The organism is Mycobacterium sp. E1747, from assembly GCF_001667775.1.
In the GTDB taxonomy this organism is placed as follows: Bacteria; Actinomycetota; Actinomycetes; order Mycobacteriales; family Mycobacteriaceae; genus Mycobacterium.
This window is the reverse complement of sequence record NZ_LZJI01000183.1, coordinates 78,817-104,542: the sequence shown is the minus strand read 5'-3', so window position 1 is coordinate 104,542 and position 25,726 is coordinate 78,817. Positions and strand designations below refer to the sequence as shown.

The window sequence follows — 25,726 nt, the reverse complement described above, 5'->3', positions numbered from 1 at the left end:
CGGCTAAACCCAGTACGGAACCCGGGCGCGGTATTGGCGCATCGCCAACGCCGCCAGCACCCAACCGACGGCGGTCAGCGCCGCCACCACGGCCCAGTGCCGCAGCTCCTGGTGGGCGCCCAGCAGTGGGGCGCGGACGATATCGAGATAGTGCAGCAGCGGGTTGAGTTCGACGATGCGCGACCAGCGTCCGGCACCCTGCTGGCGCAAGGTGTCGTCGTTCCAGATGATCGGCGTCATGAAGAACAGCAACTGCACGACCGAGAACAGCAGCGGACCGATGTCGCGGTAGCGGGTGGCCAGGATGCCGAAACACAGTGACACCCAGATGCAATTGAGCACGATCAGGCCCAGCGCCGGAATGACCGACAGGTCCGCCCACGACCACGGCTTGGGATAGATCATCGCGATGACGGCGTAGATGACGATGTTGTGCGCGAACAAGATCACCTGCCGCCACACCAGCCGGTACACGTGCACGGACAGTGGCGTCGGTAGTTGCTTGATCAGTCCCTCGTTGGCGACGAAGACGTCGGCGCCCTCCAGGATGGCGGCGTTGATCAGGTTCCAGACGATCAGGCCCAGCGTGACGTACGGCAGGTGCACGGCGAGCTCGAGGTGAAACAGCTTGGAGTACAGGCCGCCCATCGCGACGGCGGTGGTGCCCGTCGCGATGGTGATCCAGAACGGGCCCAGCACCGAGCGGCGGTAGCGCTGCTTGATGTCCTGCCAGCCCAGGTGCAGCCATAGCTCGTGCCGGCGGAAGCCCGCGATCAGGTCGCCGCGGGCGCGGGTGAAGGTCCGCGACTGGGCGGCGGCGTCCAGAAACGTCATTTGTTTCCTCCAGGCGTGCCGAACTGCTCGCGGCGGCCCAAGCGGCGCAACCGAATCCACTCGGCCAGGCCCTTGGGGTCGCGGCGGGTCACCAGGAAATACCACCCGAATCGAACCCACTCCTGAAGCTGCAGCTTGCGCAGGCCCGGCTGCGACAGCAGGTAGCCGCGGTTGCGGTAGGTGTAGAACCGCTTGGTGGGGTCGTCGGGATATTGGGTGTGCATGCGGCCGCCCAAGATTGGCCGGAATTCCGCCGAGCCGCAGGGGTGCAGGTAGATCGCGTCCAGGCAGGTGCCGAACGCCAGGCCCGACCGCACCAGCCGCCGGTGCATCTCGACTTCGTCGCCGCGGATGAACAGCCGCAAGTCGGGAACACCGATCGCCTCGAGGGTGGCCGCCCGGAACAACGCGCCGTTGAACAGCGACGCGATCCCGGGTAGCAGGTCCTGTCCGGCCTCGGTGCGCAATTCGCTTGCCAGCCTGCGCCATACCAGTCCGCGGCGCAGTGGAAACGCCAGCCGCTCCGGGTCGTCGAGGTTGCACACCATTGGTGACACCTCGGCCAGGGCGTGCTTTTCGGCACACGCTAGCAGGGTGGCCAGCACGTGCGAGTCCTGCGGCCGCCCGTCGTCGTCGGCCAGCCAGACCCAGTCGGCCCCCTGCGCCAGCGCGTGCAGCATGCCAAGCGCGAAACCGCCTGCGCCGCCGAGGTTTCGGCGGGAGGGCAGGTAGGTGGCCGGGATCGGCTGGCCGGTCACCAGGTCGCGGACCCGGCCGTCACCGCACCCGTCATTGTCGACGACGATGAGATGGTCGGGCACCCGGGTTTGGCTGCTCAGGGCGCCCAGCGACTTGGCCAGTTCGTCGGGGCGCCGGTGGGTGACGACGACGGCGACGACGGAGTCACTCATCCCCGGATGCTCTTTGGGCCAGGGGATTGTCTGCGGCCGTCTCGGCGAGCACCTCGCGCACGTGCCGGGCCGCGTCCTCCCCTTCGTAGGCGCGCACCACGTCTTCGATGCCGCCGGACATGCGGATCACGCCGTGGTCGATCCACATCGCCGTCTTGCACAGCCGGGCGAGGAATTCGTTGGAATGGCTGGCGAACACCAGGATTCCGGACCGCTCCACCAGGCTTTGCAGCCTGGACTGGGCCTTCTTCATGAAGTCGGCGTCGACCGCGCCCAAACCCTCGTCCAGTAACAGGATTTCGGGGTCGATGCTGGTGACCACGCCCATGGCCAGCCGCACCCGCATCCCGGTGGAGTACGTGCGCAGCGGCATCGACAGGTAATCGCCCAGCTCGGTGAACTCGGCGATCTCGTCCACCTTGGCCATCATCTGCTTGCGTGTCTGCCCCAGGAACAGCCCGCGGATGATGATGTTCTCGTAGCCCGAGATCTCGGGGTCCATGCCGACACCCAGATCGAAGATGGGCGCGACGCGGCCGGTGACCTTCGCCCAGCCGCGGGTGGGTTCATAGATGCCCGAAAGCAGCCGCAGCAGAGTCGATTTCCCCGCGCCGTTGTGGCCAACCAGGCCGACGCGGTCACCTAGCTCCAGCGACATGGTGATGTCGCGCAGCGCCTCGACGACGACCACGTTGGAGCTGTTGCGGCCGATGGTGCCGCCCGCCTTGCCCAGGAAGGCTTTCTTCAGGGAGCGCGACTTCGCGTCGAAAATGGGGAATTCCACCCACGCGTTGTGCGTCTCGATGTGAGGACCCGCCACCGTGCTTCGCTTAGAGGTACTGACCGTGTCCGGACGCGCCCGGCTTGCCGACGCCGGGGGGCAACGCGCCCTGACGCATGTTCTCCAGCTGGGCTCGGGCGGCCATCTGCTGAGCGAACAGCGCGGTCTGGATGCCGTGGAACAACCCCTCCAGCCAGCCGACCAACTGGGCCTGGGCGATCCGCAATTCGGCGTCCGAAGGCGCCGTGTCCTCGTTGAACGGCAGGGTGAGGCGGTTCAGCTCCTCGCGCAGTTCCGGCGCCAGGCCCTCTTCCAGCTCGCGGATGCTGGTCGCGTGGATCTCGCGCAGGCGGTTGCGGCTGGCCTCGTCGAGCGGTGCGGCGCGCACCTCCTCGAGCAGTTGCTTGATCATCGTCCCGATGCGCATCACCTTGGCGGGTTGCTCAACCAGGTCGGTCAGGGAGCGCTCGTCGGAGTCGTCGTCCGCCACCGCCGTGATCCGCGGGTCGACGCCGCCGATGATCTCGATGCCATCGTCGTCGTTGCGGGTACTCAAACCTTCACCATCCTTTGCGGACTAAGAGTGCGGCGCCGCGCCGATTCCGCGCCATTCGTAGATTCGGGCTCCACCGTTGTCGTAGATCAGCGCCCACGACTTCGATTTATCCAGTGAGACTAGCCCGTCGGGTACGGCGAAGCCCCGGACCGTCGGCGTGCTGGTGTAGATGTACCGGATATTGAGCGCTTTAATCGCCTCGACGACCCGCGGATCGGCGTCGCCTTTGCGGGCGCCGGCCCAGAAGATGTACCGGTTGGGGCCTGGGCCCATCTGCTGCGGGTAGTCGTAGTGGGTCCACAGCGGGTGCAGGTCGGCGACGGCGTACATCCAGGCCGTGCCGTCGGTGTTGGCGTTGCCGATCACGGTGGTGTGCGCCCCGGGCAGCGTGGCCAGGTACGCCATGGCCATCAGGTCGCGTTGGTCGATCATCACCGAGTCGTACTTGTCGCCGAACAGGACCAGGTGCCGATAGAAGTAGTGCCGCGCGGTGAAGACCGTCGTCACCAGCAGCAGGATGGCCGTGGCCGCGGTCCAGGCCCGCGCGGGCAGGGGCTTGAACCCGCGGTCGGCGACCCGCTTGGCCGCAGCAACCACCACCGTCACCACCAGGAAGAGGGCGAGCCCCGCCATCGGCATTAGCAGCAGGGTGATCGCGGCCGCGATCCGGCGCGGATCCTTGTAGAAGAACTCGCCGAACGCGCCAGCCAGGGCGCCGAGCGGCCCGCCGAGCGGTGTGCCCGCGTCGAGGTTGACGAGCACGAGCAGCAGCCAGACCGCGAGCGGCCACCAGATCTTCTTGTAGGCGAAGACCAGGCCGCCGGCGATGGCCAGCGCCATGAGTCCGTATTGGTAGGGGAAGTCGTTGAGGTGCCGCGAATGCTGGAAGACGGCGTCGAACAGCCCGCGCTTCTTGCTGAGGTGGGTCAGGAAGGAGTGTCCGGCGATGATGTCTTCCTGCTGGCGGACGCTGATGAACTGCGGCAGCAGGATCAGCCCGGTCGCGACGGTGACGCCGGCGAGCGTCACCGCGTCGGGAAGTCGCCCGCGCACCGGATGCCACAACACATCCAGCAGCCACCAGGCGGCCAGGAACAGGACGACGATGAACCCGCCGGTCAGGTGGACGGACATCAGCCCAACGAAGGCGAGCACCGCCAGCGGGATGCGGTCGCGGTGGCGCAGCGCCGAGGCGATCAGCGTGAACGTCGGGACGGCGACCCCGTAGGCGGCCAGGTTGGGCATCGCGGCGACGCCGAACTCGACGTAGGGCAGGGCGGTGAACGACACCGACAACGCGGCGGCGGTGGCGGCCGCGCCGGCGGTGCGCCATTCCGCCCAATGGGGGCGCAGCAGCTTCCAGGTCAGCATCGCCGCGCTGGTCGGGAAGAGCCAGACCGAGGCGGCCACCGAGCTCAGCGTGTAGCCGGTGGTCGGCGCGGCTCCGGTGAGTTGACAGAACACCGCGGCCAAGGCGTGAAACACCGAGGGGTAGTACAGCGTCTGGTGCGTTTCGACGTTGCGCAGCTCACCCATGTGCGTGGACGATGCCTGGCCGGTGTCGAGGATGAACCGGATCTCGTTGGCGTGCCAAACGGCGTCCCAGGTGCTGGGGATGGTCTGCCAGTGGGCGGCCAGACCGCGATATGCCGCCCACATGACCAGCAGCGCCCCGAGCAGCACCCCGGCCGCCACCGTCAGCGCGGGCCAGCGGCCGATCCCGCGGGCTTCGGCCTCGGTGTCGCGGTAGCGGCCGAGCAGCAGCTGCAGCACGACCATCACCAGGCACACGGCGACCAGCGTGGCCAACGCGGTCCAGCCGTTCCAAGGGATTCCGAGGGCGCCGAACGGGATGATCGCCAGCGCGACCGCGCCGTAGGTCAGCGCCGGGCCAACCGCGACCGCGATGGGCCAACTCAGCTGACTGATTCGCGCGATGATCGATCCGGGGGCTATCAGCAAGAACAATGCGATCAGCGTTCCGAACCAAAGCCCCACTCGACTAGTATGGCTGGCCGGGTGTCCTGCCTCGGGAAGCCACCGGTTGGCCGGAACGGCTTGGACCCTTTCAAGGCACCCGCTACGGTCACAATTTCGCGGAAATGCGCAAGCTCTAAGGTGGCTGGCATGGCTTACGACGTCGCCCGGGTGCGCGGACTGCATCCGTCGCTGGGTGACGGGTGGGTGCACTTCGACGCGCCGACCGGGATGCTCATCCCCGATTCCGTCGCGACCACCGTTTCCACCGCCTTCCGGCGGTCCAGCGTCACCACGGTGGGCGCGCACCCGTCGGCGCAGCGCAGCGCCGCCATCTTGGAGGCGGCGCGCGCGGCGGTGGCCGACCTGTTCAACGTGGACCCCGCGGGTGTGGTGCTCGGGGCCGACCGCGCGATCCTGCTGTCGGCGCTGGCCGAGGCGTCGTCATCACGGGCCGGGCTGGGCTACGAGGTGATCGTCAGCCGCCTGGACGACGAAGCGAACATCGCCCCGTGGCTGCGGGCGGCGCACCGCTACGGCGCCAAGGTGAAGTGGGCCGAGATCGACATCGAGACCGGCGAGCTGCCGACCTGGCAGTGGGAGGGCCTGATCGGGAAGTCGACCCGGCTGGTGGCCGTCGCCTCGGCGTCCGCCGCGCTGGGCACGGTCACCGACCTGCGGGCGATGACCAAGCTGGTGCACGACGTCGGCGGGCTGGTCGTGGTCGACCATTCCGCGGCGGCGCCCTACCGGTTGCTCGACGTGAAGGAAACCGACGCCGACGTGGTCGCGGTGAACGCCCTGGCCTGGGGCGGCCCGCCGATCGGCGCGGTGGTGTTCCGCGATCCCGCGCTGCTCAATTCATTCGGCTCCATCTCGACCGACCCCAAGGCCACCGGCGCGGCGCGGCTCGAGATCGGCGCGCACCAGTTCGGTCTGCTCGCCGGGGTGGTCGCCAGCATCGAGTATCTGGCGGCGCTTGACGAGTCCGCCCGCGGCGGCCGGCGCGAGCGCCTGTCGGTGTCGATGCAATCGGCCGGTTTGTACATGAACCGGATCTTCGATTACCTGATGGTGGCGCTGCGTTCGCTGCCGCTGGTCATGGTGATCGGCCGTCCGGAGGTGCGGATACCCGTGCTCAGCTTCGCCCTGAACGGCGTGCCCGCCGAGCGGGTGGTGCAGCGGTTGGCCGACAACGGGATTCTGGCCGTCACGTGCGAGAACTCCCGCGCGCTCGACGTGCTGGGCGTCAACGACGTCGGCGGCGCCGTCACCATCGGGCTGGCGCACTACTCGACGACCGGCGAGGTCGACCAGTTGGTGCGGGCGCTCGCATCGTTGGGCTGACCTATGCCGGCGACCGGCCTTGGATCCGCGAGCGTAATCCCACGGCGAAAGTCCCGGCCACAAAGCGCAGCCCGCTTACGCCCGCGTAGCTTCGCTAAACCGTCAGCACGACCTTCCCGGTCACCTTGCTCGCGGTCAGCAGTTGATGCGCCTCACCGGCCTGCTGGATGGGCAGGCGGGCACCGATGATCGGTCGGACGCGGCCCTCGGCGATCATCGGCCACACCGACCCGATCACCGCCTGCACGATCTCCGTCTTGCTGTTGGGCCCAGTGACCGGCCGGGCGCGCAGCGTGGTGCCGATGACCCGGGCGCGCTTCGTCAAGAGCTTGCCGATGTTGAGCTCGCCCTTGATGCCGCCCTGCATGCCGATGATGACCAGCTGCCCGTCGGTGGCCAGGGCGTCGATGTTGCGGTCCAGGTAGGCGGCGCCCATGATGTCGAAAATCACGTCGGCGCCGCCGCTTTCCCGCAGCCGTTCGACGAAGTCCTCGTCGCGGTAGTTGATCGTGATCTCGGCGCCCAGCTCGCGGCAGAATTCCAGCTTTTCCGAAGAGCCGGCCGTCACGGCCACCCGTGCGCCCAGCGCCCGCGCGATCTGAATCGCGTGGCTCCCGATGCCGCTCGCCCCGCCGTGCACCAGCAGCAGCTGCCCCTTGCCCAGGTGCGCGGTCAGCACCAGGTTCGACCACACCGTGCAGGCCACCTCCGGCAGCCCGGCGGCGTCGATCAGATCGACGCCGTCCGGAATCGGCATCACCTGCCCGGCGGGCACGGCGACGTATTCGGCGTATCCACCGCCGGCCAACAGCGCGCAAACCTCTTGTCCCGCCGACCAACCCGTCACGTCGTCGTCGGTTGCGGCGACGACGCCGGACACCTCCATGCCGATGATTTGGCTCGCGCCCGCCGGCGGCGGATACTTGCCCGCGGCCTGCAGCACGTCGGCCCGGTTCACACCGGCCGCCGCGACCTTGATCAGCACCTCGCCGGGGCCGGCCGACACGTCGGGCACCTCTTGCCAGGAAAGCTGATCGGGGGATTCGGCGACGATGGCGCGCATGGTGGCCACGCTACCGACCCCCGTTACCCTTAGCAGCGGTGGCGTGGCAGAGCGGCCTAATGCACTCGCCTTGAAAGCGAGAGACGGCTAACACCGTCCGGGGGTTCAAATCCCTCCGCCACCGCACTCTCAGTGCAGCGTCGGCGCGTAGCGCAGCAGCGCACCCACACCGTCGGCGGGGGCGATCCGCTCGTCGGTGCGCACCAGCGCCGCCCCGACCGAAATCGCGAATTGCGGCAGCGCCTCGTCGGCCCGCAGCGTCTTGGCCGGGGCCGCGCCCTGTTCCGACAACACATTCTCGTTGGGGGCCACCGTCGTCAGTTCGGCGTCGGCGACGACGGTGGCGTCACCGAGGTCGCCGATGATCAACGTGTCCACCGCGCCCTGGCGCAGGGCCGAGCACACCGCGTCCAGTCCCTCGGCGGCCAGCCCGGATTGCCGGCCCACCTCGGCGGTGAAACGCGCTGCGGCAGAGTCGATCACGTTCAGATGCCGGCGCAGGAAGCCGGCCTCGATGGCGCGCTGCAACTCTTCGGCGTCGTGTCCGCTGTGGCGCGCCCCGACGTTGAGCTCGTCGACCAGTTCGGTGATCCGCTCCGGCAGTTCGGCGAGCAGGTCCGAGCGCGACCGGACCTCGCCGACAACGAAGACGAGGTCGATGTTCGCCGCATCGACGAGCTCCGCGATCCGGTCTGCGACCGCGCGCATGTTCTTGCGGGCGGCTTCGTCGCTGCGCAGTTGCGGGTCGCCGTAGCCGGCCGTTTCGGCGCCCGCGGCGTGGTGGACGGGGAACCCGCCACCGTCGACGGTCTCCGAGTGCAGCGCGCCACCGACCCGGCGGGTGATGTCTGCGCCCGTGTGGTCGACCTCCACCACCAGGTAGTCCGAGTGGTCAAAGCCGTGTTCGACGATTGGGACGATGTAAGGCAATTCGGATACCCGGACGATCGGTTGGGCCGTCGACCTCAGCAGGTGTTCGTTCAGCAGCACGCCCTCGGCGCCGGCCACGATGGCGCGGCCGCTGCGCCCGATCGGCGGACGCAGGTCTGTCACCGCGCGTCCGATCTCGTCGATGACCGTCTCGGCGGCGCCGTGCCTTTCGAGGTCTTCCTTCAACGCCCGCCACTTGAGCTCGAGCTGAGCTTCGGCGTCGTGGGTGTCGTGCGAGTCGTCGAAGTAGACCGACGCGAACGGGCCTGAGGCGTCGAGCAACTTGCGGAAGCGATCAGAGTCCATGCCTTTTCGGGTGCCCCGCCGATCGGGAGTCAAAACACTAGTAGCTGCGATCGCCTTCGCTGTTGTCGAAGAAGCGCCACTCGCCGTCGGCCTCGACTTCCAGGCGCCAGCCCAGTTCGTTGCCCTCGACCGCCTCGTCGGCGAACCACGCGTGCGCTTTGTCGGCGCTTTCGATGTCCTTGGTCGCGACGACGTCGCCCTTCGGGTTGAGCACTCGGTAGGTAGCCATGCGGGCAGTGTTCCCACCCGAGGGCCCCCTCAATCGGTGGGGATCTCGGCGGTGATCGTGTCCATCAAGGCGGTGTAGCGCTTCGCTTCCGGGTCACGGCCGGGTTTGCCGCTGCTGACGACGCCGGCCGCCAGACCCCGGGCGGGGTCGGCCCAGATCGCGATGTTGACCAGCCCGAGATTGCCGAAAGCGTTGGGGGCGTTGCGCCCGAACGGTCCCCACCGGTCGGTTCCCAGGATGAAGCCGGTGCCCCACCGGGCGGGCTGCAACCCGACGGCGAAATCCGGTCGCAGTCGGCGGCATTGCCTGATGGCGCCGTACATCGTCTCCGGGCTCATCACCCGCACCCCGTCGAGATTGCCTCCGCGGCGCCAGATTTCGGCGAACCGGGACATCTCGTGCGCGGTCGAAACCGTGTTGGAGGACGGGATGATCGTGGTGAGAAACAACGGCGTGTTCGTGATCGGAATCATCTCGTGCACGGTTCCGCCGATCGCCTTGCGGAAGATCTGGGCGACCACCGGTGGCAACGGGCGGCCCGTTGCGTGGCTCGGCGCGACCAACGGCAGGTCTTCATGGGAGACGCCGAAGTTGGTCCAGCGAAAGCCGAGTGGGTCGAGAATCTCGGTGGCGAGGATTTCGCGAATCTCCTTGCCGGTGGCCGCATAAACGAGCTCACGCACCAGCGGGCCCCACGTCAGCGCGTGATAGATGTGCACCAGTCCCGGCCGGTAGAGCGGGCGCAGCTCGCCCAGCTTCTGCTGTGCGTACTCGTGGTCGTCGGCTCGTTTGACGTCCGGCTTGGCGCCGGTCGGGAAGGGCAGTCCCGCGCTGTGCGTCATGACGTGCCGGATGGTGATGCGGTGCTTGCCGTGACTGGTGAACGTGGGGATGTAGTCGCACACCCGGTCGTCGAGCGAGAAGACGCCGCGCTCCACGAGCATGTGGATGACGGTCGCCGCCATGCCCTTGGCCGCCGAGTACACGCAGAACGGCGTGTCGGGCGTGACGGGGATCTTCTCGGCGTCGGGCGGGTCGCTCGGGGCGTTGCCCCAGCCGTGGCCGATCGCGCGGTTGAGCACGACGCGCCCGTGTCGGCGGATGCACAGCTGGATGGCGGGGTGGAAGCCGCCCCGGTACCAGTGCCGGGCGGCAGCCCAGATGCGGTCGACGGCGGCGCTGTCGAATTCGGAGTGGTCTTCGGCACCGATCGCCGTCACGGCGTCCAAGTCGGCCGGGAGGCGGATCCTGCCGTCTGGTGTCGTCGTCACCCCAGCGAGGGTACGTGCCTCACTCGCCCGTGAACTGCGGCGGCCGCTTCTCGAATGTCGCCGCGATGCCCTCGGTCAGGTCCTTCGACGGCAGGAAGGCGGCGTTCCACGCGGCGACGTAGCGCAGGCTCTCCGAGACGGCGGCGACGCGCTGTTGGTCGAGAACGTCCTTGACCCCATGGACGGTCAGCGGCGGGTTGGCGGCGATTTCGGCGGCGGTGGCGTGCGCGGCGGCCAAGGTCGCCTCGGCGTCGTCGTACACGTCGTTGACCAGGCCGATCTTCTCGGCCCGGGCCGCGTCGATGTCCTTACCGGTCAGCGCGAGTTCACGCAGGTGCCCGTCGCTCAGGATGTACGGGAGGCGGGCCAGGCTGCCGACGTCGGCGACGATGGCCAGCTTGACCTCGCGCACCGAGAATTTGGCGTCGGCGCTCGCGTAGCGGATGTCTGCCGCGGAGATCAGGTCGACCCCGCCGCCGACGCACCAGCCGTGCACCGACGCAACGGTCGGGGTGCGGCAATCCGCGACTGCGGTGATCGCGCCCTGCAAGCGCTTGACCTCGCGGTGGAAGACCGCTCGCGGGCCGGCCAGCGCATCCCCGGACAACAGCGGGGTGAACGAGCCGCCCATCGCGGGCAGGTCCAGGCCGTAACTGAAGTTCTTGCCCGAACCGGTGAGCACGATCGCCCGCACCTCGGGGTCGGCGTCCAGCGCCGCGAACAGCTCGGGCATCTCGGACCAGAACGCCGGACCCATCGCGTTGCCCTTGCCCGGTCCGATCAGCGTCACCTGCGCGACGTGATCTTTCGTCTCCACCGTGACGGATTCGTATGCTTGCGCCATATCGAGACCGTAGCGTGGCAAATATGGCTCCTGATTTGCGGCCCGGCCCCGATTCCCCGCCCACCGACGAGCTGCACAGCGCCGAGGACACGTTTGGGGTGTTGCAGCGGGTGTTGCACACGATCGCCGCCGACGACTTGTCCCGGCAGACGCCGTGCACGGAGTTCGACATCGCGCAGTTGACCGGTCACCTGCTGGGCTCGATCACGGCGCTGGGCGGCATGGTCGGCGCGGAGATTCCCGAGCGCGACGAAGGCGATTCGGTGGAACGGCAGGTGGTCACCGCGGCTCGGCCGGCGCTGGATGCCTGGCATCGGCACGGCCTGGACGGGTCGGTGCCGTTCGGCAAGGGCGAGATGCCCGCCAAGAGCGCGTGCGCCGTCCTGTCGATCGAATTCCTGGTCCACGCCTGGGATTACGCCGCCGCCGTCGAACACCAGATCGACGCGCCCGAACCGCTGTCCGAGTACGTGTTGGGGCTCGCCCGTGAGGTCATCAGGCCGGAGTTTCGCGGTGGTGCGGGGTTCGACGATCCGGTGGAGGTGTCCGAGGATGCGGCCGCCCTCGAGCGGTTGGTCGCGTTCACCGGCCGCAACCCGGCCCGTTAGGTCCTAGGTTGTCGGCCGAGTGCGCGGCCATGGCGGCCGCGCCCGTGTTCCCGCCCTGGCCGCACGCGCAAAGCCGTCAGCGCACACTGGTCGAGTGCGCGGCCAGCCGCACACTCGAAGCGCGTGCCGCTAGACCCGTTCGAGGTAGAAGTAGTAATACCGCCCGTTATCGCGAACGCCCTTGCCGTTCATGATGCCCATGACGGCGTCGTCGTCGATCTTCTTGAAGTGGTCGTGCACGGGCTGGCCGTCGTACACCATCGTCGCGGTGACCTCACCGCGGAACTCTTCGAGCCACAGGCTGGCCTCGCCCTTGCCCATCTCGACATTGGAGAACTTGTTGCCGTCGGCGTCGAGGCAGACCAGCGGCTGAACGTCGCGGGGCGAGGAGAACGTCTTGCCGAACCAGCCGGCCTTCTCGAGCTGGCCGTTCATCCGGTGGCCGGTGCGGAACTCGCCGCCCTTCCACTCGCCCAGCATCCCCTCGATCGTGGCCGGCTCCAGGCTGGCCCAGAAGTCGTCGAGCTCGCTATCGGGAATCTCGCCGCCGCGCTCCTTGAACTCGGTGAACAGCTTGCGCGCCAAGTCCAACGGACCACTCCTCTATGGTTCGGTGCGGGAAATCCAGTCGCAGGCGAAGTGCAACAGGGCGTCATTCTCCTCCACCGCACCGATGGTGACGCGCACACCCTCGCCCGCGAACGGCCGCACCACCAGGCGCGCGTCGGCGGCCTGCTCGGTGAAGTCCTCGGTGCGAGCGCCCAGCGGCAGCCAGACGAAGTTGGCCTGCGACGGCGGCAGCGTGAACCCCGCATCGCGCAGCGCGGCGCTCACGCGGGTGCGCTCGGCGACCAGCGCGTCGGTGCGGGCCGCCAATTCGTCGGACGCCTCCAGCGACGCGATCGCGGCCGCCTGGCCGACGTTGGTCACCGCGAACGGCATGACGACCTTGTCCAGCGCGGTGATCAGGTCGGGGTGGCCGACCGCATAACCGACGCGCAGGCCCGCCAACCCGTAGGCCTTCGAAAATGTCCGCAGCACAACGACATTGCTGCGGGACAGTGCCAGCTCCAAGCTGTTGGGCAGCATGCCGTCACGGATGTATTCGACGTAGGCCTCGTCGATCGCGATCAGAATGTGCGGCGGCACCGCCTCGACGAAGCGGGCCAGGTCGTCGGGGTCGACGACGGTGGACGTCGGGTTGTTGGGGTTGCACACGAAGATCAGCCGGGTGCGATCGGTGACCGCCGCGAGCATCGCGCCGAGATCGTGCGTGTGGTCGGTCAACGGCACCTTAACCGCGATCGCGCCGGACACCTGAACGATCGGCAGGTAGCACTCGAAGCTGCGCCACCCCATCATCACCTCGTCGCCGGCAGCGGCGGTGATTTGCACCAGCTGCTGGCACAGGGTGACCGAACCGCTGCCGACCGCGATGTGCTCGGGGGCGACGTCGGATCCCAGGTGCATGGCCAACGCCGCCTTGAGGTCGACGCTGGCGTTGTCCGGGTAGCGGTTGACGACGGCAACAGCGCGCTCGATCGCCGCGTGCACGCTGGGCAGCGGGCCGTGCACCGTCTCGTTGCTGGCCAGTTTGATGGAGCCGGGCACGTTCTTGCCGGGCACATAGACTGGCAGTCCGGCAAGTTCGGGACGCAAGCGAGCAGTCACTTCGACAGTTTATGCCGCAAATGTGTACGCTATGGCCGGTTCCGTGAGACCAGGAAGGGGTCGGGTACCCTCAAACAGTCCAAGGGAGGCGTGCCAGAGCGGCCGAATGGGGCTCACTGCTAATGAGTTGTCCCCCTCAAAGGGGACCGGAGGTTCAAATCCTCTCGCCTCCGCCAAGGAACACGACGCAAGACAATTGAAGACTGGCGCCCGTAGCTCAACGGATAGAGCATCTGACTACGGATCAGAAGGTTAGGGGTTCGAATCCCTTCGGGCGCGCTCAATTCATGTATGACGTCGGCTGTAGCGGCCGCCCTCCTTCTTTAGGATTCGTTCTTCGATCAATTGCCCGCTAACACCCGCCCAGGACAGCGAGTGAGCTCGTCGCTGTCAAGCAGGCACTCAAGCTAGGTAAGGCAGGTCGCCACCGGCATGGGCGTCCGGCGCTGAGCGGGGGGTCGACACTTGGATCGGTGTTGGCACCTGGGTCACCTCGGGTGTGACGGAACGGCGGAAGTGCTCGACCTTGGTAACGAAGGGCGACGTCATCGCCCGCACGAGTGCGCCGTAGGCGACACCGAAGTCGATCTCGTCGCCGACCGCGACGGGGTGATCGCCGAGGTCAACAATCAGGTGATCGCTGCTCGTCCCGAGGACTGTGATGCCCTCGGGTGGCTGCAGACCGTCCGGGTCCACGTCCTGGCGACCGAGGGCCAGGATTGCTTGGTGCACGGTCCCGCTGCCGGTGCGGACCGGCGCCTCGCCGAAGGCCGCCTGAGCACGATCTCCCCAGGGTTGAGCCGGTTTCATGGCGACCTCGATGACTTCGGCGGTCAAGGTGAAGGCGTCCGTGTGCAGGCCCGGGATCGGTGTGCGGTACAGCGGATCGACGCCGAGAAGGATGGCTTCGCCGAGCCGGAGCTCGTCGATCCGGCCTACATCGTGGGTGTGCAGAGCCCAGTTCAGGTTCGCCGAATTGCCACCCGAGACGACGTCGAGCGAGATCCCGTGCAGTGCCTCGATGTCGTTGGCGAGGCCGGAGAGGATGCCCATGTTCCGGTCGTCGGGCGTGACACCGTTCTGACAAGCGAGGTTGGCGCCGACCCCTACCAGCCGGAGGAAAGAGTAACCGAGGACAGTCCGCGCGACCTCGCCGACGTCGGCGAGCGCGATGCCCTCGCGTAGGTCGCCCAGCTCGACCATAAGCACGACGGCGTGCATGCGCTTCTGCTCGGACGCGGCCTGATCGAGCGCCGCCAAGACGACGGCTTGAGTGTTCAAACTGACGTCGGCGAACTCAACGACCCGTGCCACCTGGCTGAGCATGGGTGAGCGGATCAACGTGCGTAACCGTGATCCGTCGAGCCCGGCCAGTCGAGCGAGGTTCGTCACCCGGGAATCGCCGAGGCCGCCGGCGCCGCCGCGCAGCATCGCCGCGCCGACTCCCGGCGAGCCCAACACGGCCTTGGTTATCCCGGTGACTCGGATGCCCGTTGAGGCAAGCCGGTCAACCAGGATCCGTGTGTTCTGCTCGACCTTGTCGAGATCGGTCGCGATCCGCAGCGTCACACCGGGGTGGACGTGTCGGCCACGACCGCGAGGGAGGGGAAGGCCGCCAGCACCATATCGACCAGATCCGACGCCGGGCGCGTCAGCGGGTCGGTGACCGGGAGGCCGAGCTGCGAATGATGCTCGGAGATCGCGTTGGTCAGCTCGTCTTCGGTCATCTCTTCGTGGTTGATCGTGATCCCGATGACGCGGGTGTCGGCGAACGCCTCGATCAGTGCGATCTCGCTGGCCGCGGTCGGCATCGAGACCATCGGAAAGTCGCCGAGGACTTCGCGTTTCGGCGCGTGCTGCACGATCACGCCGGCTGGGCGGCTGCCACGCAGGATGTGAGCTGACGTCAGGTACGCGGGGTGGCTGAGCGCGCCCTGGCCCTCGACCACGATCACGTCAGGGTCCTCACCCTCGAACGCGGCGACGACCTGATGCTCGACCTCGCCCGAGCAGAACTGGGGGACCAGCGCATCCAGCGCGACGCCGTACTTGCCGCCCTGGATCAAGGTGGTCTGACCGGTGCCGACCATGACCGCCTTGACGCCGCGTGCGTTCAGCGCCTGGACCAGCAACGTGGCGGTGGTGCGCTTCCCAATCGCCCCGTCCGTGCCCAGGATCGCGATCCTTGGACATGTGACGTCGAAGATCCGGCCGGAGAACAGGTGCAGGTCGCGCTTGGCCTTCGGTCGGCGTACATCGGTGATGGTGACGCCGGCGTCCGCGGCTGCCGCGTCGAACTCGGCGTCGTCGTTGAGGAACTCATGCAGGCCGTTGATGATGTGCATCCCGCGGGCGATGCCTTCGAGCATCACGACCCGCTGCTCCTCCGACAGTAGGCCGTCGGCAGGCGCCAGCCCACAGATCAGGTAGTCAGGTACGCGGCCGGCGTGAGAGATGGACTCGGCGAGCGACGCCAGCACCGGGATGCCGTTCGCTATGCCGTCGAGGAACTTCCCGGCATCGACTCCCGCCCGGATGCTGTCGATGACACTGAGGATCTCGTACTTCTTCGAATGCCTGACCAGGCCGTTGGCGGTCTTACCGTCCTGTTCGCCGAACACGCCCTCGCAGTAGACGATCGCGGTCGAACCACCAGGCAGCGCGAAGGGAGCCGCTGGGAGGATCCGCTCGCTCTGTTCGGACGCGCCGAGAGAAGGGGTACCGCAGGCGAGAGAAGACATAAGATCCTCTGAGAAGTCTCAGAAGGCGACGGGATTGTGGCGGGCCGTAAGCCCAACCTCCAACGGTCTTCCCTGAGGACCGGCGAGATTACCGGTGTGTTAACCATACCCGATCGGATCTGCCTGTCCTGCTTCTGCCCGCCCCGAGCCACGCGGTGCGTCCGGCGCCATAGCGCGAGCTGATGACCGTTCCGACGACAACGACGGCGACAGTCACGCTTCCAGACACCACGTAGACGGCAATTGAACTCGTATCGTGTCTGCGCGCGCGATCCGCCCGGGTTAGGGGGTCGAATCCCTTCGGGCGCGCTCTTGAAAGCTCGGTTCGGCTGCCTCATCTCTCCAAAGTCGACATCTCTTTAAAGTCGACGCTGTGACGTCCTATGTTCGCCTTGTCCGCGACACAGTCGCGGTGCGGCTCTTCGTCGCCTTACTGGCCGGAATGGCGGTGGCAGTTGTCATCGCCGGTGCACTCAGTTGGAGGTTCGCTCTCCTCGGCTGGATCGTCGCCGCAGCGGTGTACGTCGCGTGGAGTTGGCTGATCATCGGCCCGATGGATGCCGACCGCACCGCTCGGCACGCCACACGCGAGGACGCCACCCGATTGCTCGCCGACATCGTCGTCATCTCGGCGAGCCTGAGCAGTCTCGGCGGTGTGGGATACGTCGTTGCCGCGGGCGCGCATTCGGGCAGGGAATCCCTCGCGGCGGCGGGCGTCGGCGTGCTGGCGGTGGCGGCCTCGTGGTTCGCCGTGCATACGCTTTTCACGGCGCACTACGCGCGCCTCTATTACTCGGACGAGGTCGGGGGCATCGATTTCCACGATCCACACCCGCCGCGCTACCTCGACTTCGCCTACATAGCGTTCACCGTCGGGATGACCTTCCAGGTTTCCGACACCGAGATCAACGCCTCTCGGCTGCGGGCGACGGTCTTACGCCATGCGCTGCTGTCGTACCTTTTTGGCGCGGTAATCCTGGCCGTCACCATCAACCTGGTCGCCGGCTTGAGCGCGAAACTGTGACGCGCGCCGGTCGCTAGCGTCCGCCGAACGGCCCGCGCCGCGGCGGGACGGTCACGGTTTGCGTGACGGTGCTGGTCTCGGTGCTCGGCGAAACCGTGACGGTGCTCGGCGGCTCCGTCGTGGTGGGCGTGGCAGTGTCGGTGCTCGGTGGCGGCGCTGTCTCGGTGACCGTCTCGGTCGGCGCGCCGCCGCCACCGCCGTGGTGCCGGGGCGGCTCCGTCGTGGTGGTGGTCACGGCGGTGGACGGAATCGTGGTCGTCGTGGTGGTCGTCGTCGCCGCGGGGCTGTGCGCGGGCGAACCGCCCACCAGCTTGACGACGGCGAACGCCACCAGCGCCAGCACGATCGCCCCGACCGCGCCGGCCGCCACCAACGCCGCCGGACGGCGATACCACGGCGTCGGCGGCTCGGGCTCGGGCGCCGGGTCGTCGTAATACCCGCCATACGCGGCCTGGGTGGGCTCGGAGTAGTAGTCGGGTTCCTCGGGATAAGGCGGCACGAGGGGGATGGTAGTGGATCAGCGCGCGCCCGCGATGAGCCCCAGCGCGCGCTCGAACAGGTGGACGGTGGCCGCGTGCAGTTGATCGCCGACCTCTTTTTCGGCCTTGCCCGCGCAGGCCCGGGCGAGCGTCCCCTCGATGACGATGCCCAGCTTGAAGCAGGCCAGCACGGTGTACCAGGCGATGTGCGTCAGGTCGCGGGTGGTGTTGGCCGCGTAGCGCTCGAACAGCTCGCCGGTGCTGGCCAGCCCGTCCTGCCCGCCGAGGGCGTGGCTGAACACGCTGGAACCGTCGGGCTGGCGCCACGTGGCCAGCAGCCAGCCCAGGTCCAGCAGCGGGTCGCCGACCGTGCACATCTCCCAGTCGACGATGGCGACCACGTCCGGGCCGGTCCGGGAGAACATCACGTTGGCGGCGTGGTAGTCGCCGTGCATGATGCCCGGGCTCCAGGCGGTCGGCCGGTGGCGTTGGAGCCAGCCCGCCACCTCGTCGATGCCGGGAATGTCCGGCCCCGGGTAGCCCGCGTACTCGCTGTAGGAGTCCAACTCCGAAAGCCAGCGCGGCACCTGGCGTTCCAGGAAGCCCTCGGGCTTCCCGAAATTGGCGAGACCCACCGCGACGTGGTCGACGGCGCCCAGCCTGGCCAGCGCATCGGCCATCGACAGGCCCATGCCGTGCCGCACCCCGGGATCGCCGGCATGCAACGGCGGCAGTCCCTCGCCGGCGTTGAATCCGTCGACCGGGTCCATCAGATAGAAGACGGCGTCACCCAGCACGCCGGTGTCCGCGCAGGCGGCGATCAGGTGCGGGTGCGGCACATCGGAACCGGCCAGGGCGGCAAGTACTTTCGTCTCCCGCAGGATCACGTTGTTGCTCCGCGGACGCAGGTGGCGCGGCCCGCGGCGCAAGACGTAAGGCCGGCCGGCCCGGGTGAACCGCAGCATGACGTTCTGGGTGCCACCGGTGACGGGGGAGACGTCCTCCAACGGACCCTCGCCGAGTCCCTGCTCGGACATCCACGCCGCGACGGCGTCCAGGTTCACAGCGTCCACGCGCGACCCGCACCGATCCGGGCGAACACTTCGGTCATGCCAGCGCTCCTCTGCAACCCTGTGGGGCGTCTGGGAAAAGCGTAGGTGACCGCTTGGAAGCGGCTCTGGCCGGCGGAGGCCTGGAAGAATAGTGTGCGCAACTAACTGACCTGCCCTCGAAAGGGACTGGCGATGCCGCGTACCGACAACGATTCCTGGGACATCACCCAAAGCGTGGGAGCCACCGCGCTCGGCGTGGCAGCGGCGCGCGCCGCCGAGACAGAGAGCGCCGACCCCCTCATCAACGACCCGTTCGCGCGGGTGTTCGTCGACGCGGCCGGTGAAGGCATGTGGAGCATCTACGCCGATCCCGCACTGCTGGCCAAGGCTGTAGAGCTGGAGCCCGCGGTGAGCACGCGGATCCAGCTGATGGTCGACTTCATGGCCACGCGGACAGCGTTTTTCGACGAGTTCTTCCTGGGTGCAGCCGACTCCGGTGTGCGGCAGGTGGTGATTCTGGCCGCCGGCCTGGACGCTCGCGCCTGGCGGCTGCCGTGGCCCGACGGCACGGTCGTCTACGAGCTGGACCAGCCCAGGGTTCTGGAATTCAAGTCCAACACGCTGCACGAGCACGGGGCCGAGCCAAAGGCGCGCCTGATCAACGTGCCGATAGACCTGCGCCAGGATTGGCCGAAGGCGCTGCAGGAGGCGGGCTTCGACCCGTCGAAGCCGGCCGCGTGGTCGGCCGAGGGTTTGGTGCGGTACCTGCCGGCGCAGGCGCAGGACCTGCTGTTCGAGCGGATCCATGCGCTGAGCGCGGACGGGAGTTGGCTGGCCTCGAACGTGCCGGCTGCCGGTTTCAACGATCCCGAGATCGTCCGGCGCCAGCGGGAGGACATGCAGCGCATGCGTGCCGCGGCCGCCAAGCTGGTCGACTCGGAGATCACCGATTTCGACGACCTCTGGTACCCCGAAGAGCGCATCGCGGTCGACGGGTGGCTGCGCGAACACGGCTGGGACGTCACCACCGCGACGTTCGCCGAGTTGATGGCCCGCTACGGACGCAGCATTCCGCAGGAGGCCGACGGCATGATGCCGCCCACTCTCTACATCTCCGCGCAGCGACGCGGCTAGAACACGACCCGCTGGTCGGTCGCCGCTCATGCTCAGGGCGCTCGACCGCTGAATCGCCAACGCCCGCAAGGTCGCTACGCTCGCCGGTGTGGCTGATCGACCCGCCCGAGTGAGCGACGTGCACGAGATCGCCGCATCGATGCCGCACGTCCAGCGTCTGGAGGGGCCGAAGGGCAACGCCATCTATCAGGTGGGCGGCAAGTCGTTCGTGTTCTTCCGTACGCCCCAGCCGGACGCCTCGGATCCGGAAACCGGCGAGCGCTATGCCGACGTGATCATGCTCTGGGTGGAATCGGAGAGTGACAAGCTGGCGCTGACCCAGGATCCCGGTTCGCCGTTCTTCACCACCGACCATTTCGACGGGCATCCATCGGTGCTGGTGCGGGCCGCCCGATTGTCGGAAATCGGCAAGTCGGAGTTGACCGAGCTGATCCAAGACGCGTGGATTTCCCGGGCGTCGAAGAGGCGGGCATCGGTGTGGCTCGCCGGCCGGTCTTAGTGCGACGGGCTGTCCTGGCGCAGCGTCGAATTCGCCCGCGCGCAATGTTTAGACACAAGTCGAATGGGTAACTATCGTCCACGAGAAATTTTTCTCGACCACATTGGAGGGCACCATGCGTGGCAGCGGAATCATCGGCACGATTGCCCTGGTATGGCTGCTCATTGGGGTTTTCGCGGCATGGCAACGCGATTACTTCAAGGGTGACTCAACCAGTTGTGTCACGGCGGGAAACATCGCGTTGACCGTCATCGCGGGGCCTTTGAATTACGGGGGCGTTAACCCGAAAGTCAAGGACTGCCATGTTCCGCAACCCAGTTCAATGCCTGGTGTCCTAGTGCCCCTTACCTAAAGGAGTCGTCATGATTGCCCTCGGCGTAATCCTGCTTATTCTCGGCTTTGTGTTCAGCATCCCATTGCTGTGGGAGATCGGCGTCGTCGTACTCGTTATCGGCGCCGTGTTGTGGATCATGGGCTCGATTGGCCGCCCGGTCGCCGGCCGGCGCTACTGGTATTAACCACTTCGCCGGGAGAAGATCGCGCGACTGCTCAGCAGTCGCGCGATCCCTTTCACAGGGCACGCAAAGCTAGGCCATAGCGGCGGCTCAGCGCGGTGCGCATACTGGAACGTGTGACCCAGCCTCGAGCGTCCGTCGAGCGGGTAATCATGTGTCGAGCTGACGGCAATCCGATCAATGTGTTGGTCGTGGACGACGAGTCAGTCCTGGCCGAGATGGTATCGATGGCGCTGCGCTACGAGGGCTGGAACATCGCGACGGCCAGCGACGGTGCATCGGCCATCGCCGCCGCCCGCTCCCAGCGTCCGGACGTGGTCGTCCTCGATGTGATGCTTCCCGACATGAGCGGGCTCGACGTCCTGCACAAGTTGCGCGAGGAAAACCCCCAGCTGCCGGTGCTGCTTTTGACGGCCAAGGATGCCGTGGAGGATCGGATCGCCGGGCTGACCGCCGGCGGCGACGACTACGTCACCAAACCGTTCAGCATCGAAGAGGTGGTGCTGCGCCTGCGGGCATTGCTGCGGCGCACCGGAGTGACGACGCTGGACAGCGGCGCGCAACTGGTGGTCGGCGATCTGGTCCTCGATGAGGACAGTCACGAGGTCACCCGCGGCGGCGAGCCGATCTCGTTGACGTCCACCGAGTTCGAATTGCTGCGGTTCATGATGCGCAACTCCAAGCGTGTGCTGAGCAAGGCGCAAATCCTCGACCGGGTGTGGAGCTATGACTTCGGCGGCCGATCCAACATCGTCGAGCTCTACATCTCGTATCTGCGCAAGAAGATCGACAGCGGTCGCGACCCCATGATCCACACGCTGCGTGGCGCGGGTTATGTCCTCAAGCCGGCGCGCTAGGAGCGATCGCAAGCGCGGCGAAGCCGGGCGCTGCGGGTCGCGACTGGTGGGTAGGAGCGATCGCAAGCGCGGCGAAGCCGGGCGCTGCGGGTCGCGACCGTTGGCCAGCGCACGGCGGGCCTGGTCCCTGCGGCTGCGGCTGTTGGTCGGGCAGATCGTCGTGTTGGCCATCGTGTGCGTCGGCATCACCGCGGTGACCGAGCTGGCGCTCAATCACCACCTGGTGAAGCAACTCGACGGGCAACTCGCCGGCACCTCTTTCCGCTCGGCGCTGATGTACCCCGAGCCAAATCGCCCGCGGCGCGAGCACTCGTTCTATCCCCGCCCCGGCCCGGGCCCGCGCTTCCTGGACGCCCCGGGTCAGCCGGCGGGCATGGTGGCCGCCGTGGTCAACCACGGCAAGACCGTCGACGCCGGCTATCTGACCAGCAGCGGCACCAGGGCCGCGCTGACCCCGACCGCCCAGGCGCAACTGGAGCAAATCGCGGGCAGCCGCGCACCGGTCACCGTGAACCTGGACGGGCTCGGCCGGTACCGGGTGGTGGCGGCCCCGAGCCGCAATGGGGGCGACACGATCGTCACCGGCCTCTCGATGGCCAACGTCGACGCCACCCTGATCCGGATGCTGGTGATTTTCGCGATCGTCACCGCGGTCGCGCTTGCCGCCGCGACGATCGCCGGGGCCATCATCATCCGGCGCGCGCTGGCGCCGCTGCGCCGCGTCGCGCAGACTGCCAGCAGGGTGGCCGACCTACCGCTGGATCGCGGTGAGGTCGAGCTGCCGCTCCGGGTCGGCGAATCCGACGCGAATCCCGCAACCGAGGTGGGCCAGCTGGGCTCGGCTCTCAACCGGATGCTCGACCACATCGCGGCCGCGCTGTCAGCCCGGCAGGCCAGCGAGACCCGGGTCCGCCAGTTCGTCGCCGACGCCAGTCACGAACTGCGCACGCCGCTCGCCGCGATCCGCGGCTACACCGAACTCACCCAGCGCATGGACCGAGAAGGGGGGGACCGGGAGGCAATGGCGCACGCGATGAGCCGGGTGGCCTCCGAGACCGAACGGATGACGCGCCTGGTGGAGGACTTGCTGCTGCTGGCCCGGCTGGACTCCGGCCGGCCCTTGGAACGCGAACCGGTCGATCTGTCGCGGGTCGCGGTCGACGCCGTCAACGACGCGCATGTCGCCGGGCCGGACCATCAGTGGGAACTCGACCTGCCCGAGGAGCCCGTGATGGTCACGGGCGACGCGGCCCGCCTGCACCAGGTCCTGGCCAACCTGCTCGCCAACGCTCGCCTACACACCGGCGCGGGCACGGTCGTGACCACACGATTAAGCACCGAGCCGGCGCACACCGTGCTGCAGGTCGTCGACAATGGGCCCGGGATCCCGGCGCCGCTTCAATCCGAAGTGTTCGAGCGCTTCGCCCGCGGCGACACCTCACGGTCCCGCAAGGGCGGCAGCACCGGGCTGGGGCTGGCGATCGTGTCCGCGGTGGTCAAGGCCCACCACGGCACGATCACCGTGGACAGCTCACCCGGCCATACCGAGTTCACGGTGCGGTTGCCACTCAACGGGTGGCAACCGCCCGCACGGACCTCTTAACTCATCGAGTCAGGAGCAAGTCGCGTCGATTTCGAACGGCTTGTTCACCGGCTGCATCGGGTTGGCCATGTCGATGCCGGTGGCCGTGCCGGTGACCTTGTAGGTATTGCCGTCCTTGGACACCGACGCGTTGCCCTGACCGCCCTGCGCGTACTGCAGGGTCACGCCGTTGACGTTGCCGAGTTGGACCGCCTTGACGGTGAGCGGGTTGGCGTCGCCGAGCACGACGCTAATGCCGGTGGTGTTGCCGCCGACCGCGATCGAGATGTCACCGCCGGCCTTGGTGCAGATTGTGGTGCCCTGGACGTTTTGGTCTTTGCCGTCGATGATGACCTTCGTCGAGTTGTTGCCGCCGGCCGACACCGAGCCTCCCGGCACTGACGTCGAAACGCCACCCGACTTGTTGCTCGAACACCCCGATAGTGCGGCGGCCAGAATTGCCGCTCCTGTCGCCGCAACAGTCAGTCCACGCTTCACCTGTTCTCCTTCACCCGATCGTTGCGGCCCTCGTCGTTGAGGGCCGTCAAGGCAGTATGCGTGTTTGCCGGGCGGTGTAGGCCAAGATTGATCAAAAATTCTCCGGCCGTTCGGGGCCGCATCGGTGGCAATGTATTGCCGGTGCAACGCAAACCCCCCACCGAAGCCATCGAGGCGGCGCATCGCGCACACGCGCTGCCATTCGGTGACGACACGGACTTTCACAACGCCGATCGCGGATTCATCGCCGCGCTGTCCCCGTGCGTCATCAAGGCGGCCGACGGGCGGGTGGTGTGGGACAACGACGCCTACTCCTTCCTCGGCGGTCCAGCGCCGACATCCGTGCACCCCAGCCTGTGGCGGCAGTCGACGCTGACCGCCAAACAGGGCCTCTATGAAGTGGTCCCGGGGATTTACCAGGTCCGTGGCCTCGACATTTCCAACGTCACATTCGTCGAGACCGACACCGGGATCATCGTCATCGACCCGCTGGTGTCCACCGAGGTCGCGGCCGCCGCGCTGGGGCTGTATCGCACCCACCGCGGGGGTGACCGGCCCGTCGTCGCGGTGATCTACACCCACAGCCATGTCGACCACTTTGGTGGCGTTCTCGGCGTCACCTCGCAGGCGGAGGTCGACGCCGGCGCCGTGGCCGTCTTGGCGCCGGACGGCTTCGTCGAGCATGCGGTCCGGGAGAACGTGTATGCGGGCCCGGCCATGACGCGGCGGGCGACGTACATGTACGGCAGCATGCTGTCCCGCGGACCCCGCGACCAGGTGGGCTGCGGCCTGGGCCAGGCCCCGTCGACCGGGGAGGTGGCGATCATTGTGCCGACCGTCGACATCCGCGAGACCGGTGAGAAGCACACCATCGACGGGGTGGACATCGAGTTCCAGATGGCGCCCGGCACCGAGGCGCCCGCCGAAATGCACTTCTACTTCCCGCGGTTTCGCGCGCTGTGCATGGCCGAGAACGCCACCCACAACCTGCACAACCTCCTGACCCTGCGCGGAGCGCTGGTGCGGGACCCGCACGCATGGTCGGGCTATCTCACCGAGGCGATCGACACCTTCGCCGACCGCGCCGACGTGGTGTTCGCCTCTCACCACTGGCCCACCTGGGGGCGGGAGAACATCGTCGGGTTCCTGTCGCTGCAGCGCGACATGTACGCCTATTTGCACGACCAGACGCTGCGCTTGCTCAACCAGGGCTACACCGGGATCGAGATCGCGGAGATGTTCCGGATGCCGCCGGCGCTCGAGCGTGCGTGGCACACCCACGGGTACTACGGGTCGGTCAGCCACAACGTGAAGGCCGTCTATCAGCGCTACATGGGCTGGTTCGACGGCAACCCGGCGCGGTTGTGGCCGCATCCCCCGGAAGCCCTCGCACCTCGCTACGTCGAGGCGATGGGCGGCATCGAACGGGTTGTCGGCCTGGCCCAATCGGCCTTTGACTCGGGCGACTTCCGTTGGGCGGCGACGCTACTCGATCATGCGATGTTCACCGACAGTGCGCACGAGGGCGCCCGCACGCTGTACGCCGAAACGCTGGAGCAGCTGGCCTATGGCGCCGAGAACGCCACTTGGCGCAACTTCTTCCTCAGTGGCGCAACGGAATTGCGGGGCGGAAACTTCGGCACGGCGGCGCAGGTCGCCTCGCCCACCATGCTCTCCCAGCTGACTCCCGAGCAGATCTTCGACAGCCTCGCCATCCGGGTCGACGGTCCACGCAGCTGGGATCTCGACCTGGCCATCGACCTCGCCTTCGCCGATCTGGCCACCAACTACCGGCTCACCCTGCGCAACGGGGTGCTCGTCTACCGCAAGGTGCCGGCCGAACCGGCGACGGCATCGGTCACGGTCCAGCTGGACAGCAAGTTTCGGCTCCTATCCGCGGCGATGGGTGACTTCTCCTCGCCCGGGTTGCGGGTATCGGGCAATCAGGCGGCGCTGCAGGCCCTCCTCGGGGTGCTCGATCAGCCGGACCCGAGCTTCGACATCGTCACGCCGTGAC

General features: G+C 67.6%; 27 protein-coding genes and 3 tRNA genes. 13 read left to right on the top strand and 17 right to left on the bottom strand.

The features are described from left to right. Positions 1-3: 3 nt before the first annotated feature. The 5 genes from A5695_RS17595 to A5695_RS17575 are packed head-to-tail and all read right to left on the bottom strand — an operon-like array spanning position 4 to position 5,080. A complete protein-coding gene (locus A5695_RS17595; RefSeq protein WP_068084715.1) occupies positions 4-834 on the bottom strand; it encodes an ABC transporter permease in 831 nt (276 codons plus the stop codon). After that, positions 831-1,745, bottom strand: coding sequence for a glycosyltransferase (locus A5695_RS17590; protein WP_068084712.1), 915 nt, complete (start codon positions 1,743-1,745; stop codon positions 831-833). Before A5695_RS17590 ends, A5695_RS17595 begins: the two co-directional genes overlap by 4 nt. After that, positions 1,738-2,565, bottom strand: coding sequence for an ABC transporter ATP-binding protein (locus tag A5695_RS17585; protein WP_067268672.1), 828 nt, complete (start codon positions 2,563-2,565; stop codon positions 1,738-1,740). Before A5695_RS17585 ends, A5695_RS17590 begins: the two co-directional genes overlap by 8 nt. A 10-nt stretch (positions 2,566-2,575) precedes the next feature. Further along, entirely contained in the window at positions 2,576-3,082 is a 507-nt protein-coding gene (locus A5695_RS17580; RefSeq protein WP_068084706.1) for a bacterial proteasome activator family protein, read from the bottom strand. Between the two features lie 21 nt (positions 3,083-3,103). Continuing rightward, entirely contained in the window at positions 3,104-5,080 is a 1,977-nt protein-coding gene (locus tag A5695_RS17575) for a DUF6541 family protein (RefSeq protein ID WP_068084703.1), read from the bottom strand. A 129-nt stretch (positions 5,081-5,209) separates the two neighbouring features. Here A5695_RS17575 and A5695_RS17570 point away from each other — a divergent pair, with 129 nt between their 5' ends. Further along, positions 5,210-6,406, top strand: a complete 1,197-nt coding sequence (locus A5695_RS17570) for a cysteine desulfurase-like protein (protein WP_068084700.1) — start codon at positions 5,210-5,212, stop codon at positions 6,404-6,406. Positions 6,407-6,500: 94 nt separating this feature from the next. On the opposite strand, the gene A5695_RS17565 is transcribed toward A5695_RS17570, so the two are convergent. Continuing rightward, a complete protein-coding gene (locus A5695_RS17565; RefSeq protein ID WP_068084867.1) occupies positions 6,501-7,469 on the bottom strand; it encodes an NAD(P)H-quinone oxidoreductase in 969 nt (322 codons plus the stop codon). Between the two features lie 37 nt (positions 7,470-7,506). Between A5695_RS17565 and A5695_RS17560 the strand changes: the two genes are divergently transcribed. Next, positions 7,507-7,593, top strand: a tRNA-Ser gene (locus A5695_RS17560). A 5-nt stretch (positions 7,594-7,598) separates the two neighbouring features. Here the strand turns inward: A5695_RS17560 and A5695_RS17555 are convergent. Genes A5695_RS17555 through A5695_RS17540 form a run of 4 tightly spaced genes read right to left on the bottom strand, consistent with a single transcriptional unit; the run spans position 7,599 to position 11,049 of the window. After that, a complete protein-coding gene (locus A5695_RS17555) occupies positions 7,599-8,705 on the bottom strand; it encodes a hypothetical protein (protein ID WP_068084697.1) in 1,107 nt (368 codons plus the stop codon). A gap of 37 nt (positions 8,706-8,742) precedes the next feature. Then, the gene (locus A5695_RS17550) at positions 8,743-8,934 is read right to left on the bottom strand and encodes a hypothetical protein (RefSeq protein ID WP_068084693.1); all 192 of its coding nucleotides are present in this window, start codon (positions 8,932-8,934) and stop codon (positions 8,743-8,745) included. A gap of 29 nt (positions 8,935-8,963) precedes the next feature. Beyond that, positions 8,964-10,205: a lipase LipE gene (gene lipE, locus A5695_RS17545; RefSeq protein ID WP_068084690.1), complete on the bottom strand. Its 1,242-nt coding sequence runs from the start codon at positions 10,203-10,205 to the stop codon at positions 8,964-8,966. A 19-nt stretch (positions 10,206-10,224) separates the two neighbouring features. Beyond that, the gene (locus tag A5695_RS17540; protein ID WP_068084687.1) at positions 10,225-11,049 is read right to left on the bottom strand and encodes a crotonase/enoyl-CoA hydratase family protein; all 825 of its coding nucleotides are present in this window, start codon (positions 11,047-11,049) and stop codon (positions 10,225-10,227) included. A 23-nt stretch (positions 11,050-11,072) separates the two neighbouring features. Between A5695_RS17540 and A5695_RS17535 the strand changes: the two genes are divergently transcribed. Next, a complete protein-coding gene (locus A5695_RS17535) occupies positions 11,073-11,657 on the top strand; it encodes a TIGR03086 family metal-binding protein (RefSeq protein WP_197515532.1) in 585 nt (194 codons plus the stop codon). A 129-nt stretch (positions 11,658-11,786) separates the two neighbouring features. Here A5695_RS17535 and A5695_RS17530 read toward each other — a convergent pair whose 3' ends face one another. Then, positions 11,787-12,248 (bottom strand): DUF4334 domain-containing protein, encoded by a 462-nt coding sequence (locus A5695_RS17530; protein ID WP_068084682.1) that lies wholly within the window; start codon positions 12,246-12,248, stop codon positions 11,787-11,789. A gap of 12 nt (positions 12,249-12,260) precedes the next feature. Continuing rightward, a complete protein-coding gene (locus A5695_RS17525; protein ID WP_068084678.1) occupies positions 12,261-13,328 on the bottom strand; it encodes a pyridoxal phosphate-dependent aminotransferase in 1,068 nt (355 codons plus the stop codon). 84 nt (positions 13,329-13,412) lie between these two features. Between A5695_RS17525 and A5695_RS17520 the strand changes: the two genes are divergently transcribed. Continuing rightward, positions 13,413-13,504, top strand: a tRNA-Ser gene (locus A5695_RS17520). Positions 13,505-13,534: 30 nt separating this feature from the next. Beyond that, positions 13,535-13,607, top strand: a tRNA-Arg gene (locus A5695_RS17515). A 123-nt stretch (positions 13,608-13,730) separates the two neighbouring features. On the opposite strand, the gene A5695_RS17510 is transcribed toward A5695_RS17515, so the two are convergent. Beyond that, entirely contained in the window at positions 13,731-14,897 is a 1,167-nt protein-coding gene (locus A5695_RS17510) for an alanine/ornithine racemase family PLP-dependent enzyme (protein WP_068084675.1), read from the bottom strand. Continuing rightward, complete coding sequence (locus tag A5695_RS17505; RefSeq protein WP_082946152.1) at positions 14,894-16,069, bottom strand: DUF1611 domain-containing protein; 1,176 nt, start codon at positions 16,067-16,069, stop codon at positions 14,894-14,896. Before A5695_RS17505 ends, A5695_RS17510 begins: the two co-directional genes overlap by 4 nt. 373 nt (positions 16,070-16,442) lie before the next feature. Here A5695_RS17505 and A5695_RS17500 point away from each other — a divergent pair, with 373 nt between their 5' ends. Next, a complete protein-coding gene (locus tag A5695_RS17500) occupies positions 16,443-17,093 on the top strand; it encodes a DUF1345 domain-containing protein (protein ID WP_068084673.1) in 651 nt (216 codons plus the stop codon). A 13-nt stretch (positions 17,094-17,106) separates the two neighbouring features. On the opposite strand, the gene A5695_RS17495 is transcribed toward A5695_RS17500, so the two are convergent. Both A5695_RS17495 and A5695_RS17490 read right to left on the bottom strand, forming a co-directional pair. Beyond that, complete coding sequence (locus A5695_RS17495) at positions 17,107-17,592, bottom strand: hypothetical protein (protein ID WP_068084669.1); 486 nt, start codon at positions 17,590-17,592, stop codon at positions 17,107-17,109. Between the two features lie 18 nt (positions 17,593-17,610). Beyond that, entirely contained in the window at positions 17,611-18,609 is a 999-nt protein-coding gene (locus A5695_RS17490) for a phosphotransferase family protein (protein WP_231974886.1), read from the bottom strand. Positions 18,610-18,816: 207 nt separating this feature from the next. On the opposite strand from A5695_RS17490, the gene A5695_RS17485 reads away from it, so the two are divergent. The 6 genes from A5695_RS17485 (at position 18,817) to A5695_RS17470 (ending at position 23,232) form a co-directional block, all read left to right on the top strand. Next, positions 18,817-19,758: a class I SAM-dependent methyltransferase gene (locus A5695_RS17485; RefSeq protein ID WP_068084663.1), complete on the top strand. Its 942-nt coding sequence runs from the start codon at positions 18,817-18,819 to the stop codon at positions 19,756-19,758. Between the two features lie 88 nt (positions 19,759-19,846). Further along, a complete protein-coding gene (locus A5695_RS17480) occupies positions 19,847-20,257 on the top strand; it encodes an MmcQ/YjbR family DNA-binding protein (protein ID WP_068084652.1) in 411 nt (136 codons plus the stop codon). 103 nt (positions 20,258-20,360) lie between these two features. Then, on the top strand, positions 20,361-20,609 hold the full coding sequence (locus A5695_RS29755; RefSeq protein ID WP_082946151.1) for a hypothetical protein: 249 nt from the start codon (positions 20,361-20,363) through the stop codon (positions 20,607-20,609). Between the two features lie 10 nt (positions 20,610-20,619). After that, the gene (locus tag A5695_RS29155) at positions 20,620-20,775 is read left to right on the top strand and encodes a DUF6131 family protein (RefSeq protein WP_197515531.1); all 156 of its coding nucleotides are present in this window, start codon (positions 20,620-20,622) and stop codon (positions 20,773-20,775) included. 149 nt (positions 20,776-20,924) lie between these two features. Next, entirely contained in the window at positions 20,925-21,629 is a 705-nt protein-coding gene (locus A5695_RS17475; RefSeq protein WP_068084651.1) for a response regulator transcription factor, read from the top strand. Positions 21,630-21,729: 100 nt separating this feature from the next. Beyond that, the gene (locus A5695_RS17470) at positions 21,730-23,232 is read left to right on the top strand and encodes a cell wall metabolism sensor histidine kinase WalK (RefSeq protein ID WP_068084650.1); all 1,503 of its coding nucleotides are present in this window, start codon (positions 21,730-21,732) and stop codon (positions 23,230-23,232) included. A gap of 9 nt (positions 23,233-23,241) precedes the next feature. Here A5695_RS17470 and A5695_RS17465 read toward each other — a convergent pair whose 3' ends face one another. Next, a complete protein-coding gene (locus tag A5695_RS17465; protein WP_068084646.1) occupies positions 23,242-23,709 on the bottom strand; it encodes a lipoprotein LpqH in 468 nt (155 codons plus the stop codon). A gap of 135 nt (positions 23,710-23,844) precedes the next feature. Here A5695_RS17465 and A5695_RS17460 point away from each other — a divergent pair, with 135 nt between their 5' ends. Further along, a complete protein-coding gene (locus tag A5695_RS17460; protein WP_068084862.1) occupies positions 23,845-25,725 on the top strand; it encodes an alkyl/aryl-sulfatase in 1,881 nt (626 codons plus the stop codon). Position 25,726: the final 1 nt, after the last annotated feature.